Source organism: Beggiatoa leptomitoformis (genome assembly GCF_001305575.3).
In the GTDB taxonomy this organism is placed as follows: domain Bacteria; phylum Pseudomonadota; class Gammaproteobacteria; order Beggiatoales; family Beggiatoaceae; genus Beggiatoa; species Beggiatoa leptomitoformis.
Genome location: NZ_CP012373.2, coordinates 47300 through 62882, shown reverse-complemented (window position 1 = coordinate 62882; position 15583 = coordinate 47300). Strand labels below are relative to the sequence as shown.

The following is a 15583-nucleotide window of genomic DNA, read 5'->3' as shown; positions in this document are numbered from 1 at the left end:
TATTAGTTATTTTGTAATTCTGTTAATTCTGGAAATTCAGTGAATCCTGATTCAGACAATCTTTAAATTTTTTCTTTATAAACAGTCTATTATAATAGTTATGTTACTGACACATTTAGAAACCCATCGTTTACGCTTACGTCCTCTAACGCTAGAGGATGTACCAACATTAATGTCGTTTTGGGAAAATCCTGTTGCTACCCGTTATTTATCCGTAACAGAGGATAAGCAACAGCATTGTGTAACGTGGGTTAATCGTCAGTTGGTACGGTATGAGAATGACGCGCTAGGCTTGATGGCGTTGATTTGTAAAACGACGGGGGCATTTATTGGACAATGTGGGCTAGTGTGGCAATTTGTTGATAATCTGGATGAATTAGAAGTGGGTTATCATATTCAGCCGTCATATTGGGGGCAGGGTTATGCAACGGAAGCAGCAAAAGCCTGTCAGGAAAAAGCCTTTGCAGAAAATATCGCACCGTCCATTATTTCTATTATTCATGTGGATAATATCGCTTCACAAAAAGTGGCAACTCGTAACGGGTTACAACGGGAAAAAGCAATTTCGTTTAAAGGTTTTCCTGTTTATTTATATCGCAGACAGAATCGTTATTTAACGACATCACAATAAACAACTTGGTCACGTCCTTGCGCTTTTGCAATGTAGAGTGCTTTGTCAGCAGTACCGACTAAATCCAGTGGGTTTAAAGCAATGTTCGGTATGATACTGGCAACGCCTAAACTAACGGTAACATAATTTTTTAGGGGAGAGTGTTCGTAGGGAATATTTAATATTTCAATCGCTTGATGAATAACTTCTCCTACTTGTATCGCACCTTCAGTTTTTGTATTCGGTAAAATAACGATAAATTCTTCTCCACCATATCGCGCCACAATATCTGTTGAGCGGTGCAATGCGTTTTGGATTCCTTTTGCAATCAATTGTAAACAGCTATCACCGGCAAGATGTCCATAGTTATCGTTGTAATTTTTAAAGTGGTCAACATCGCACAAGATAATGGATAGGGTTTGTTGTTCGCGCAAATGTCGTCGCCATTCTTGTTCTATTTGGCGGTCAAATAGCCTGCGATTGGCTACTTGTGTTAAACCGTCTAAATTGGCGAGCCGTTGTAATTCACGGTTAGCTTCTTCTAATCGGGCTTCTGCTAATTTACGTTCTGCAATTTCTGCCTGTAGCTTTTGATTTTGAATTTGTAATTGACGTTGTAACTTACGAATCTTTAAATGGGCATTGATTCGGGCTAATACTTCTTCATGTTTTAATGGTTTTGTAATGTAGTCGGCGGCACCTGCTTCAAAAGCTCTTAATTTATCAAGGGTATCTGTTAGTGCTGTCATGAATATAACAGGAATTTCTGTTGTCTGATTTTTGTTTTTTAGGCGGTCACATACATCAAAACCATTCATTCCGGGCATCATGACATCAAGGAGTATTAAATCGGGTAGCATTGTTGTAGCGATTTCAATCCCTTCTTCACCTGATTTTGCCGATATGACTTTAAAACCCGCTTGCCCTAAAAAACGGGTGAGAATAAGTGTATCAACCAAGCGGTCTTCAATAATCAGTAATACGTCAGGTGAATTTGTCATACGAAATACTCAATAATGGGATAAAAGTGGATGAACAAGTAATGGATTTTTCCATGTTGTTTCCCTTGTGATATGCAATGGCTATTGAATATAAGGATTTAATAGAGCTAGCAAAATCAAACCGCCCCATTATAGGCTGTATGGATATTATTCATATTATTTTTTGGTTTTAAGATTGTTTTTTAACGATTTATTATGTTTGGAAAAACTTATTTATCTATATTATAAACGAGCTTAGATACTTCCCCTATAGGTTGTTGCCATGCTTGTATAAGGAGAAATACGTACTTATAGTTGTCGTTATCTTCAGCGGGTGTATTAGACAATACTAAATGTTGTGCATTCTCAGGATTATTCTGGTTTTCAGTCTTTATTCATCTCAAAATATCACTTGCCATCTTATTGAGCGCACATTAGGCTTATGCGCTAATTGAATTTTGCTTAAATAACCCTTTAGAAATCATTATGAGCTTAAGATTTATTCACGAATTAAAACGTGCAACCGCTAAAAAACGCATGAAAATGCTGATGGAAATGCAGGAGAAGAATTTTACACTGTTAAAAAAGCGTAATCCTGAACTTGCCAATGCGATTAAACATATAGGGACAGGCGAGTTTCGAATTAGCATTACAGATGATTTTCTTGAAGTTTCGCATATTCCTACTAAAGCACTTTGTCACCCTGATGAGGGTTTATTTAAATATATAACAGAGTTAGGACATTGGCATCACACAGGTTGGATAGACAAGCTCAAGGTACTACATGAAATCCCGACAGGTATTGAACACGGGCAACGGTTGATGAGTTTTGCGGAGAAATTACATACTGCCTTTCCTGCGATTTATCATCGTATGGCAACAGGTTCAATCAGTTTGCCACGTTTAGCTGATGGTCGTCGATTTTCGGGAGCTACCGTTTTTTTAGGGACTTTTATGGGCTTGCAGATTTTACATTATCTACAAACCACAGAAATTCGAGATATTGTTATTGTTGAACCTGATGTTACACGTTTTTCCCTGTCGTGTTTTTTTGTGGATTACGCGGAAATAGAAAAACGCTTTGGGCGGTTAGTGTTACATGTGGGTCCTGATATGCCTGAAAACCCGCAAGCTTTGTTAATCGACCACGCGCCTGTCACCTCAACGGTTTGGTTGCGCCTTTTGCCTGCTTATCCCTCTGATGAATTTACTAATCTAATTCAGCGATTTGAGTTACATTGGCGCGGGTTATCCGAAGTTTTTGTACCGTTTGACCGTGAAGTGCGTAACTTGTGTTATGGAGCACGAAACCTGCAAAATGGCACGCCAATCAATTATCAATCGCCTGTTTTATCAGATAATAGTCGCATTGTAATTGTTGCTAGCGGCCCTTCTTTGGATAAAGAAATCCCGTGGCTTAAAGAAAATCAAGATAAGCTCATCATCTTTGCAGCACATTCGGCGGTTCGCACATTAAAGCGGAATGGCATTCGTCCTGACTATCAATGCAGTTTAGATACTGAGTTGCAACCAGAATTATTAGATAAGTTAGAGTTAGACCCTGATATTCCTTTCGTTTCTTACTATAAAGCGAATCCTGATTCGTTAAAACGCTTCAAAACAGTTTTGTTGGTGAATGAAGCAGGTAAGGCTAACCCCGTTCGTTTTACACGACCTTTAACTTATACCCATCCCACGACAGGGAATTTAATGGTTGCAACCGCTTCTTTTGCAAAACCCAAACAACTTTATTTAATCGGATTAGATTTAGGGTTTCATCAAGCGGCTGAACGCGATCACGTTAAAGATTATTGGGCGCATCAAACCACAGATGATGAGAAAGCGAGTGAAACTGAAATCGCTAAACCAAGTCTTACCGAAAAAGAAGGTATTCTACCCGCTTCGGCTAACTTTACGGAAAGTGAAGGAAAAATCTACACACAAGCCTATCATAATATTGCTAGAAGAGCGGTAGAAGCACAGTTTAGTACCTTAGGCTCTCAAATGAGCATTTTTAATTTATCCGATGGGGTAAAAATTGAAAATGCTGAACCTTGTCATAGTGAAACGCTATTTCTCACCGACTATCCAGAAAAATCAGCCGATTTAGCTTTATTCCAAGCCGCGTTTACTGGCGAGCAAGAAGGGGTTTGGACAGTTTATCGCACACCGGGTAAGCAGGTAGTGGAATCTTTACGGAATGCAATTAGTAAAGCCATGACTTTGAAAAAATTTGACTGGCTTTCTTTTGCACAGGCTTTAGACCATACATGGTCATTTGCATTAGGTGACTGTCTGCGAGCGGAAATGGGGGATTTACGAGTAGAGGCTTATAGCAAACTTATTCAAGATTTATTAGTAACGTGGTACAGAGTTATCATTTTTACCGAAACCCCCAGAGAAACGGAACAGGTTTATAAACAAGGCTTAGAAATACTCATGTCTGTTTTGGGCGAGTTAGAATGGCAAGCAGAACTGACCACTTTTGAAGAAGCGTTTAATACACCTACATCATCAAAGGACAGCACAATTCCCTCATCTTTATGATGCTAAAACTGAGATAATTTTCAGACAGTTTTTAGTTTCTTTATCTAAATTTTGAAATAAGTTGGCTTTAGTATGTTATGAGTAGCTTCACTTATATATCTGGATAATTTTCTCTACTACTATATTTAAATTATCAATAAGATAGTGGAGATACGCAGTTGAGTTTTATAACACCATCTATCTTCTTAACAATACCGTTTAGTCATGAGCTAAACCGTTTTATTCCTATTCTTTTGCTAAGTTGGTACTACATATTCTGTTAGATAAGGTAAAATAAACTCGCGTTTTTTATCCATTTCTAACATCAATTGAAATCACAGTTAATATAGTTTATGCTAGGGATATACGTGATTACTGCGTGTTTTTAGTCTGCGTAAATCGGTATTGACTAACTTGATTCAGGAGTTAACACAATGAAAATGAAAAATACTACCCTTACGGTAGCTATTGCAACAGCATTAGGTCTGATATCCACTAATGCTTTGGCAAGTGTGTTTATCAATAATACAAGCACATCAGGTACGATTCTTCTTGCTGAAGAAGCACCCATTGGTACAGGTGTGATTGTTAACACAGCATCTGACCGGTTGCTTCTTGGTTTTAATACTGTTCCCGGTTATACAGTTAACTCAACCAACCCTTTGTTTGTCAAAATTGCACTTAAGGGTGGAATTAAGTTCCCTACAGGGACTGCACCTAAATTAGTTTGTGCTGTTGACTCAGCTGGAACGACCACAACTACTTCTGCGGCGTTTTCTACACAGGTTAATGCTGCAAGAACCCAAGTAACTTTTAGTATTAAAACAGGTTACAAAATGGTTAGCTCTTGCGTTATCTATCCTCAAGGGACTGCAACAGATACCGCGATATATAATGGTCTAACAAAAACAACACAATCTATTTCTGCATTGATTGAGTATAAAAACGCACTTGCTAATGCAACGACTGCTTATGTCGGCGACTTTATTACTTTTAAACAAGCAGCAACTGTTGTTGTCTCCCCTGCAACAACAACAACAGCCGCAAATGCTGTTATTGATGTTAAACAAAGCTCTAAAAAATTCACTACCGCTACTATTCTTTCAACCACTACAGCATTCATAGGTTACGTCGCATACTCAGCAACACCTGGTGTTGGGTTAGCCTTAACCAGTGGTTCTGTTCCTGCGACAGCTATTTTAACAACTGCCACATTAACCATTGATGGTGCTGGTGTTGCAGGTGCACAATCCTTTGCATTAAGCACAGCTGGCGGATGTGCTGTTGATGCTGGTACAGCAACCCCTTCAGGTAACACGGTTACTTTTAATGATGTTGATCCACTTGATATTGCTGCGGGCTTAAACATTTGTATGACTGTTGACGGTAATACTGCCATTGATGCAGGACAACTAACTGCAACAGTTGGTGGAACAGCGGTCACTAGCTGGACACCCGTGTTTGGTGATCCCAGTCAAAATATTCATAATTTGACCAAGAACGGTGCTACTTTCCGTGTGCTGAACATCCCCGCCTCCACGTTAGCGGATAAGGCTTATATTCGCTTGTACAATACGAATGCGTTTGATGTCGTTGTGCATGGTACGATGTATGATCAAACGGGTGCAACCATTGGTTCATCACAAGTTATTGCCACATTGACCTCTAACCAAGTGCAGATATTAGACGCAGTGGCACTAAACAGTCTATTTGGTACATGGACAGGTAGAGCGCGTTTAGTCATTGATGTTGAAGCCTCTGATTTCAAGGTACAAGCAACTATGCGTACGCGTAGTGGCGTGCTGATGAATATGAGTTCTGAAGCAGTTGACTAATATTTCATTCAATATTGAACTATCTACAATGTTAGTTTACGGAGATGAGTAAAATGAATAAGCGTTCTATTTTAGCAACAGCAGTCGCTCTGACCTTGGGCAGCACGTCTTCTGTGATGGCAGTGAATATAGATTTAGGGGCAACCAGCATTACGCCTACCTACTTCGCCAGTGAATTACCTGATTCTACAACCACAGTGCTTAACCCTGGTGGTGGCTTTTATTTCAGCTTGCCTATTCCCAACTATGCGGTTGATACAAATAACCCCTTCTTCATTGCACTTAAACTGAAGAATGGTGCGAAATTTAATACTGCGTTGACCAGCACATCTGTTGAGTGTTTTGCTAAATCAGGTGCTGGCACTGTTACAGGATATGATTTAAACCTACAAGTTGGCGGTGCTGTAGGAACTGATGCAGCGACTTTCCAATTAGCAGTCACTGCAGGCAATACACGTGATATGGCTGCCACAGCAAGCGGTTGTCTTTTAACTATTACTGATTTACTGATGACATCAGGTTTAAAAGCAACTGATATTTCTGCTGTTGTTTCTTATATTGACGGTTTCGCGACGGTTACTAAACCGTATGCAGGCACATTCATTTCCTATAAAAACGCCTTACAAGCAACCTATGCGGCTGCCAGTGATGTGGTTGTAGATGTTACGGAATCCTCTACTAAATTTATTTTTGGTAGCCTCTCTAAAGCATCTGCTTACTTAGGTTCAGTGAAGTACGCAGGGATTACACCCACCCCAGCTTATGCTGAAGATGGTACTACACTAGCAGCGGCTGATGTCATTGATAATAACGGTATTTTAACAATTACCAGCCCCAGTTTTGGTGCTGTCAATTCAGGCAGTGGTGGTGTTTTCTTAGCTTCAACTAATACTTGTATGGATAGTGCTTATGGTGCTACCAAACATGCTGTTGGTAATATCGTGACGTTCACAGGTATTGCTGCTGCTAGTGTAGAAGCTGGTTTACATGTTTGCTTTAAAGTTGATGGTGCAACACCCATCAATAAAGGCGCAGTTACTGCGTCTTACAGTGCAGGCGCGCAAACAGGGTTTGGTAAGAGCTATAGACCCTTCTTTGGCGTAGCATCAGCACTTGCTAAGATTGTCAAAAATGGTGCAACGGTTAAGGTTTTAAACATTCCTAACCCCGCTGTAGCTGATGATGCCTTTGTTCGTATCAACAACATGAGTTCTCAAGCAGGTAGAATTCTTGGAACACTGTATGGACAAGATGGTGTTGTATTAGGTACAGCTGGGATTGAATTAGCAACTGTAACTGCATATCAAACTGTTGTTCTGGATGTAGATGCTATTGCCGCTAAGTTTGGTGTAACAACGTGGACAGGTAGAGCATGGATGCAAATTGATGCTGAAGTTTCCAACGTTGCGGTACAAGGTTTAATCCGTACAGCCGATGGTACTCTCACCAATATGTCTGATGGTGCAACTGCTCAAAAGTAAGCAATTAGCTTTTCTGTAGTCTGAAACATGAAAAAGGGTAACGAATTATCGTTGCCCTTTTTTTATGGGTGGTGCCAAAATAAGCAAGGATAGTAGTAAGTTTGTTAAAAGTACGCGATAAATTAATTTTTTGAACGTGTTCGTATTTCGTCTATTTACCAAGTAAAATTATCAGGTATTGAATTTTATTTGCCTGATACCTACTATAATAAGTCAGGCGTTTTCCTATTTTAGCGAGGTTGTTGAAATGCAAGCTGTTGCCGAAGAATTAAGTGTTTCCCCTTTATTATTTACTGATAGTGCCGCAGTTAAAGTCAAACAATTGATTGAAGAAGAAAATAATAGCGACCTTAAATTGCGTGTATTTGTGCAAGGTGGGGGCTGTTCAGGTTTTCAATATGGATTCACGTTTGATGAAAGTGTTCAGGACGGTGATACTGTCGTAGAAAATCAAGGCGTGCAACTGTTAATAGACCCCATGAGTTTTCAATACTTAGCAGGTGCGGAAATTGACTATACCGAAGGTTTAGAAGGTTCACAATTTGTTATTCGCAATCCAAATGCGACAACAAGCTGTGGTTGCGGTTCATCCTTTTCTGTATAATTTCTTGCTCCCATAGAACTTGTTAGGCTTTATAAAACCTAACAACGTTTAAAAAGGCGGACATTGTTCCGCCTTTCTTATTTGAAGGGAATTCAACGGTCCGATGTAGATGAACACATTGAATGTAAAAGCAAAAGTTTAATACGCTGTTTTAACAGCATAAAAACAATATCCAAGCAAGTGACAACGTGATACGGCAAGCGTTCTAAACGACCGTCAATTTCAAGCAAACGCATGGTAAAAGGAATTATCCTGAGTAAAAAACTTCTTAAGTCCACCGCGATGGTTGGCGGTTTAACCCTAGTTTCCCGTCTGCTTGGTTTTGTCCGTGACATGGTTATCGCCCATGCTTTTGGGGCGGGCGCGAGTACAGATGCGTTTCTGGTTGCTTTTAAAATCCCTAATTTTATGCGCCGTTTATTTGCTGAAGGTGCGTTTTCTCAAGCCTTTGTGCCAATATTAAGCGAGTATAAAACCCAGCGTGAAGCCTTAGCCGTTAAATTACTCATTAACCATGTTGCAGGTACATTAGGATTCGTTTTATTTTTTGTTACATTACTGGGTATTATTGGCGCGCCTGCCCTTGTTGCGCTTTTCGCGCCCGGATTTTGGGATGAAACGGAAAAATACGCACTCACCGTTGATATGTTGCGCATCACCTTTCCCTATTTATTTTTTATTGCCCTCACTGCTTTTGCAGGTAGCGTACTCAATACCTTTGGACGCTTTGCTATTCCTGCATTTACCCCCGTATTGCTTAATCTTTGCATGATTATCGCTACGCTATGCTTCACTGGGTTATTTGCACAACCCATCATGGCATTAGCATGGGGCGTTTTATTTGCAGGCATTGCCCAATTTTTATTTCAAATTCCGTTTTTACGCAAAATAGACATGCTACCCCATCCACAATTGGCTTGGCATGATGAAGGGGTGCGACGTATCCTTGGTTTAATGTTGCCCGCACTCTTTGGTGTCTCCGTAACACAAATCAATTTGCTGGTTGATACCCTAATGGCCTCGTTTTTAGTCTCGGGAAGCGTGTCATGGCTATATTATGCCGACCGTCTAATGGAATTTCCCGTTGGCGTTTTCGGTTTAGCATTAGCAACCGTTATGTTACCTAACCTCTCAAAAACCATTGCAAAAGGAGATACACAAGGTTACAACGCCATGTTAAATTGGTCTATGCGTTGGGTATTTTTAATAGCAACCCCTGCAATGGTTGGCTTAATTGTTCTCGCGCAACCCATGCTGACTGCCTTATTCCGTTATGGTGAATTTAGCACCCATGATGTGTTAATGACCAGTTACAGCCTCATGACTTACTCCGTTGGTTTAGTCGGTTTCGTCATGATAAAAGTATTAGCCTCAGGTTTTTACGCCCGCCAAGATACCCGCACTCCTGTGCGTATAGGCGTTATTTCTATGCTCACTAATATCGTACTGAATATAATATTTATCCTACCGTTACAACATGCAGGGCTTGCCCTATCCACCGCGATTGCTGCATTGGTCAATGCTTATTTGCTCTATCGTGGTTTGCAACAACAAGGCATTTTACAACTGCAAGCAGAAACCAAGATTTTTTTACAACGGATTATCTTGGCTAATCTGGTGATGGGTTTACTCCTTTGGTTAAATATAGGCAACGTCGCCGAATGGGCAGTATTACCCAGTTACAGTCGTTTACTCCATTTATTAGGTTGGATAACCATAGGCATGGTCATCTATGCCGCGACCTTACTTGCAAGCGGTTTACGCTTGCATCATTTTAGTTTGCACAGTGATGACCTATAAAACAGCATGGAATTGATTCGCAGCCTTGCCCAACTTCGCCCCCGTCATCGCGGTTGTGTTGCAACTATTGGTAATTTTGACGGTGTACATCGTGGACACCAAGCCGTTTTACAACAGCTTCAACAACACGCCCACGCCTTACAGTTGCCCGCAACGGTTATCATTTTTGAGCCACAACCCCAAGAGTTTTTCGCGCCCGACCGCGCACCGCCGCGCCTCACACGCTTACGTGAAAAACTGCTTGCTTTCCAACGAGCAGGCATTGAACGAGTGCTATGCTTACGGTTTGAAAAAACAGCCCCCCTTTCTGCTGAAGACTTTATTCAACACATCCTGATAGAAGGCTTAGCAATCAAACACCTCGTCGTGGGTGATGACTTTCGTTTTGGCAAAGGTCGCATGGGCGATTTCCACCACTTACAACAAGCAGGAGAACGTGCGGGTTTTAGCGTAGAAAGCCAACACACGTTTATTATTGAAGGTGAAAGAGTCAGCAGTACCCGCATTCGTCAAGCACTGAGTCAAGGCGATATGTTACTGGCAAGTGCATTACTGGGTCATCCTTATACCCTTTCAGGGCGTGTACGACACGGCTTTCAACGCGGACGCACAATAGGCTTTCCGACAGCAAATATTTTTCTCCATCGCCACGCCTCCCCCGTTAAAGGCGTATTTGCTGTACGAGTCTATGGGCTTGATGCTCAACCTATTAATGGCGTAGCCAATTTAGGCACACGTCCAACTGTTGACGGACAAGACCTACTATTAGAAGTTCACTTATTTGATTTTAACCGTCTAATTTATGGGCATTATGTTGAAGTTGAATTCGTGACAAAAATTCGTGAAGAACAACGCTTCAACTCTTTTGAAGCCCTTAAACAACAAATTCAAGCTGATGCAACCTTTGCACGGCATTATTTAGAAAACTAACGCATGACCGCTGAAAAAATTATGGTTGGCATTTCGGGCGGGGTTGATTCCTCTGTAACCGCTCTCTTGCTCAAACAACAAGGCTACGAAGTCAGTGGCTTATTTATGAAAAATTGGGAAGAAGACGATACGTCAACTTATTGCAGTGCGGCAGAAGACTTACGCGATGCAAAAGCTGTCTGTGAACGCCTAGATATTCCCTTACACACCGTTAATTTTGCGACAGAATATTGGGACAATGTTTTTGAACACTGCTTACAAGAATTTCAAGCAGGACGCACACCAAATCCCGACGTATTATGTAATCGTGAAGTTAAGTTTAAAGTTTTCCTTGAACACGCGCTACGTTTAGGCGGACAACGCATTGCAACAGGACATTATGCGCGTCAACGCTGTATTAATGGAGAATATCAACTGCTTAAAGGGCTAGACCCCAGCAAAGACCAAAGCTATTTTTTATATTTGCTTGGACAAACCCAACTGGCACAAAGCCTATTTCCTGTGGGCGAAATTCACAAAAATCGTGTTCGTGAATATGCGGAACAAGCGGGTTTAGTGACGCATGACAAAAAAGACAGCACAGGTATTTGTTTTATCGGTGAACGTCCATTTAAAAGTTTTTTAGAACGTTACTTACCCTCACAACACGGACGCATGGAAACCCCTGACGGTGATTATGTTGGTGAGCATGATGGTGTGATGTACTACACCATCGGACAACGCCAAGGATTAAACATAGGTGGACGGGCTAACAGTTCGGGTGAAGCATGGTATGTTGTCGCAAAAGATATTCCTAACAACCGTTTAATTGTCGCCCAAGGGCATAATCACCCTTTATTATTTCGCCAAACGCTCCGCGCCGAACAACTCCACTGGATAAGCGGACACGCACCAACAACACCCTACCATTGCCAAGCTAAAACCCGCTACCGTCAACCCGACCAAGCCTGTCTTATCACCATGATAGAAAAAGACACTTGTGAAGTGGACTTTGACCAGCCACAACGTGCTATTACAGCAGGGCAATCTGTCGTGTTTTATCAAGGGGAGATGTGTTTAGGTGGGGGGATTATTGTTGAGTAAGGGAAAATAGGTTAAATTCTGTAGAATTAATTAAAAGCCTCTAAAAAGCAGGTTATTTTAATTTTAGATAGTGCTAACCATAAAAGCATAAACACCATCCTTGCCCGTTTATCACTATCAACATTTTTACAATGCTAATAATTCTGATTCAGACAAATTGAGCAAATACTCATCAAAACAATAAAAACGCAAATAACCTTCCGATTAACGAAAATCCTCACATGCGCTTAAGTAAAATTAAACTGGCGGGTTTCAAATCTTTTGTTGACCCAACCACTATTCCTTTTCCTAGCAATCGAGTTTGTGTTGTAGGACCTAACGGCTGTGGTAAATCTAATGTTATCGATGCGGTTCGTTGGGTAATGGGCGAAAGTTCCGCTAAAAATTTGCGCGGTGGCGCGATGACCGACGTTATTTTTAATGGCTCTGGTGGACGTAAACCCGTCGAACAAGCAACTGTCGAACTTTGGTTTGAGGAAGTTACCATTCCACCCTATCAAGAAAACGGCGAATTAGCGATTAAACGCTTACTTACCCGCGATGGCGATTCACAATATTTTATTAATAATGAACGCTGTCGCCGTAAAGATATTACCGATTTATTTCTTGGCACGGGGTTAGGGCCGCGTAGCTACGCTATTGTTGAACAAGGGATGATTTCCCGCTTTATTGAAGCTAAACCTGATGAATTACGAGTATTTTTAGAAGAAGCGGCGGGAATTTCTAAATACAAAGAACGGCGCAAAGAAACCGAACAGCGCATGGCACAAACGCGCGACAATTTAGACCGTTTAAACGATTTACGCGAAGAACTCTCCAAACAAATCGATAAACTCAAACGCCAAGCCCGTGAAGCTGAACGTTTTCAAGAATTAAAACAATCCGAAACTTTATTAAAAGCCCAGCTTGATGCGATTCGTTGGCACGAATTAAATATGGCTGTGCAAGATATGCAACAACAAATTGATGAAAAAGCCATTGTTTTACAGGAAGATTTATTAACTTTACAAGCATTACAAGAAACACATCAAGCCCAGCGTGTAGCACGCCTAGACGCACAAACACATTTAGAAACCATTCAAGCACAATTTTATACTATAGATAGTGAAGTCAAACGGTTAGAACAAACCTTAGAACATGGCAAAGAACGCTACGAACAATTACAATGGGATTTAGAACAACTAGATGATTCAGTAAATGAAACACAAAACCAATGGCAAACCGACAAAGACCAAGCGGAAACACTCAGTAGCGATATAGCAGAAACCGAAGCCTATTTAGAAGAACTGCAAGAAACGGAAATACAAACCGAAAGTGCTTTACAAGACGCAGAAGCAGACGCGCAAACGTGGCAAACGACATGGGAAGAATTCACCCAACGTGCCAATGAACCCACGCAACGCGCCCAAATTGAACGCACCCGCTTACACAGCATGGAACAGCGTGTCGAACATAATCGCCAACGTCTTGACCGCCTAGACACAGAACACCAACAAATTGATGTGCAATCCTTAGAACTCGCGTTGCAAGCCTTAGAAACAGAAATGGCAGACGTGCAAACCGAATGGCAAGAAGCAGAAGCCTTGTTAGCTGCGCATCAAGAAACCGTGTTACAACTGCGTGAAGAAACGCAACAATTATCCGCAGAATTGCATGAAAAAAGCGCGCTTGTACATCAATTAAGTGGGCGTTTGGCTTCATTAGAAGCCTTACAAGAGGCGGCATTAGGTAAAAATAACGCTGATTTAGACGCATGGTTACATGTGCAAGGGTTGGATAATGTGCCTCATCTCTCCCAAGCCTTAAACGTCGATGCAGGCTGGGAACAAGCCGTCGAGATGGTGTTGGATAAACAGTTAAATGCTTTATGTATTAATAAATTAGATGAACATGCTACCGCCTTACAAAAACCACCACAAGGACAGTTTATGCTGGTTACGGCAGACAAGTTCACGGCTAACGTTAATGATTCGCACCCAACATGGACACCGTTGCTTGACAAAATCACCACAACATTATCATTAGATAGCTTTTTAAGCTCGATTTGGGCTGCTAATGATTTAAATACCGCACTAGCCATGCGTCCGCACTTGTCCGCCAATGAATCTATCATAACCCCGCAAAGTGTTTGGCTAGGCACAAATTGGTTACATTGTCGGCAAGGTAAGGATGAAAAAACAGGCATGATAGGGCGCGAGCAAGAAATTAATCGCATCGCCAGCCAGCTTGAAGCCTTAGACCAAGCCGTTTTAGTATTGAATCAAACCGTTGAGCAAAAACGTATCCATTTACGTGAAATGGAAGGACAACGTGACCACATTCAACAACGGGTAAATCAAGTTCGCCAGCGTTTTTCAGAACTCCAATCACAACAAGGTGGAAAACAAGCCCGTTTAGAAGCTGTTTGTACCCAATTACAACGGGTAGAAAGGGAAAAATCTGAATTAACCAATCAAATCAATCAAGATGAAAGTGACATTGCAGAAACACGCCACAACTTACATATCGCGTTAGCTGAAATGGAGCAACTTGCTGATGAACGTGACCGTTTAAGCACGCAAAAAGCCCACGCGCAAGAAGTGACTTTGCAATCTCGTCAAGCATGGCAAACGGCTCGTGAAGCCCGCCATCAAGTTGAAATGACGCTAGGCACACAACGCACTAACTTTGCCCGTTTGCAACAAGCCATTGAGCGTTTGCAAGAGCGTTTAAATCAGCTTCAAGAGCAACGCCACGACCTACAAAAAAACTTAGAAAAACAAATCGACCCAACAGAAACTTTACACGGTGAATTAGCGGCTTATCAAGAAAAACAAGCGGAATCTGCTGAAACTTTGCGCCAAGCAAAACAAACCGTAGAACATTTAGAACACGCAATGACCGATTATGAAGAACAACGGCGCGTTTTAGAAACCCGTAGCAGTGAATTACGGACGATTTTGGAACAATTACGCATTGATAGCCAAGCCAAAGCAGTACGAAAACAAACATTAGATGAAAAATTTGCCCTCAGCGATTTTAGCCCCATTGCGCTAGTTGGTGAGTTACCCGAATACGCCGATGAAACCAGTTGGGTTGCACAAATTGAAGCGGTTGAACGTAAATTAGAGCGCATAGGCGCGGTAAATATGGCAGCACTTGCCGAATATGAGCAAGAAGCGCAACGTAAACAATATATGGATGAACAATGGACAGATTTAACCAGCGCATTAGAGCAGTTGGATAATGCGATTCGCACCATAGACCGCGAAACACGCTCGCGCTTTAAACAGACGGTGGAAAGTGTCAATGCAACATTACAAGTCACTTTCCCAAAACTTTTCGGTGGCGGTGAAGCGCGCTTAGAACTGACTAGCGACGATTTGTTAAAAGCAGGCGTGGCCATCATGGCCCGCCCGCCCGGTAAGCGAAATAGTACGATTCACTTGTTATCAGGCGGTGAAAAAGCCCTAACTGCGCTATCGATGGTTTTTGCAATTTTTGAACTAAACCCCGCACCTTTTTGCATGTTAGACGAGGTTGATGCGCCTTTAGACGATACGAATGTTGGACGTTATTCTGAACTTATCAAAGCCATGTCGGAACGGGTACAAATTATTTTTATTTCTCACAATAAGATAGCGATGGAAGTTGCTAATCAATTGATGGGTGTAACCATGCAAGAGGCAGGCGTTTCTCGATTAGTCTCGGTGGATATTAATGAAGCTGTAGATATGGTAGGGGTGTAATGTATT

The 15583-nt window shown here is 41.5% G+C and carries 10 protein-coding genes; 9 read left to right on the top strand and 1 reads right to left on the bottom strand.

Features of this window, described 5'->3' with window-relative positions:
• Positions 1–100: 100 nt before the first annotated feature.
• On the top strand, positions 101–631 hold the full coding sequence (locus tag AL038_RS00340) for a GNAT family N-acetyltransferase (protein ID WP_062147342.1): 531 nt from the start codon (positions 101–103) through the stop codon (positions 629–631).
• On the opposite strand, the gene AL038_RS00335 is transcribed toward AL038_RS00340, so the two are convergent.
• Positions 610–1611 carry a diguanylate cyclase domain-containing protein gene (locus tag AL038_RS00335; RefSeq protein ID WP_062147339.1) on the bottom strand — a complete coding sequence of 334 codons (1002 nt, stop codon included), beginning with the start codon at positions 1609–1611 and terminating at the stop codon, positions 610–612. The two genes, AL038_RS00340 and AL038_RS00335, sit on opposite strands and share 22 nt — an antisense overlap.
• A 465-nt stretch (positions 1612–2076) precedes the next feature.
• Here AL038_RS00335 and AL038_RS00330 point away from each other — a divergent pair, with 465 nt between their 5' ends.
• The 8 genes from AL038_RS00330 to smc all read left to right on the top strand — a co-directional run bounded on the left by AL038_RS00330 (position 2077) and on the right by smc (position 15577).
• On the top strand, positions 2077–4137 hold the full coding sequence (locus AL038_RS00330; RefSeq protein WP_062147336.1) for a motility associated factor glycosyltransferase family protein: 2061 nt from the start codon (positions 2077–2079) through the stop codon (positions 4135–4137).
• A gap of 413 nt (positions 4138–4550) precedes the next feature.
• Positions 4551–5951: a hypothetical protein gene (locus tag AL038_RS00325; RefSeq protein ID WP_062147333.1), complete on the top strand. Its 1401-nt coding sequence runs from the start codon at positions 4551–4553 to the stop codon at positions 5949–5951.
• A gap of 53 nt (positions 5952–6004) precedes the next feature.
• The gene (locus AL038_RS00320; RefSeq protein ID WP_062147330.1) at positions 6005–7432 is read left to right on the top strand and encodes a hypothetical protein; all 1428 of its coding nucleotides are present in this window, start codon (positions 6005–6007) and stop codon (positions 7430–7432) included.
• Positions 7433–7679: 247 nt separating this feature from the next.
• Positions 7680–8036 (top strand): iron-sulfur cluster insertion protein ErpA, encoded by a 357-nt coding sequence (gene erpA, locus AL038_RS00315; RefSeq protein ID WP_062147327.1) that lies wholly within the window; start codon positions 7680–7682, stop codon positions 8034–8036.
• A 234-nt stretch (positions 8037–8270) separates the two neighbouring features.
• Positions 8271–9836, top strand: a complete 1566-nt coding sequence (murJ, locus tag AL038_RS00310) for a murein biosynthesis integral membrane protein MurJ (protein WP_236839429.1) — start codon at positions 8271–8273, stop codon at positions 9834–9836.
• Between the two features lie 6 nt (positions 9837–9842).
• Entirely contained in the window at positions 9843–10766 is a 924-nt protein-coding gene (gene ribF, locus AL038_RS00305; RefSeq protein ID WP_062147324.1) for a bifunctional riboflavin kinase/FAD synthetase, read from the top strand.
• Between the two features lie 3 nt (positions 10767–10769).
• Positions 10770–11849, top strand: a complete 1080-nt coding sequence (gene mnmA, locus AL038_RS00300; protein ID WP_062147321.1) for a tRNA 2-thiouridine(34) synthase MnmA — start codon at positions 10770–10772, stop codon at positions 11847–11849.
• 221 nt (positions 11850–12070) lie between these two features.
• Positions 12071–15577 carry a chromosome segregation protein SMC gene (gene smc, locus AL038_RS00295; protein WP_062147318.1) on the top strand — a complete coding sequence of 1169 codons (3507 nt, stop codon included), beginning with the start codon at positions 12071–12073 and terminating at the stop codon, positions 15575–15577.
• Positions 15578–15583: the final 6 nt, after the last annotated feature.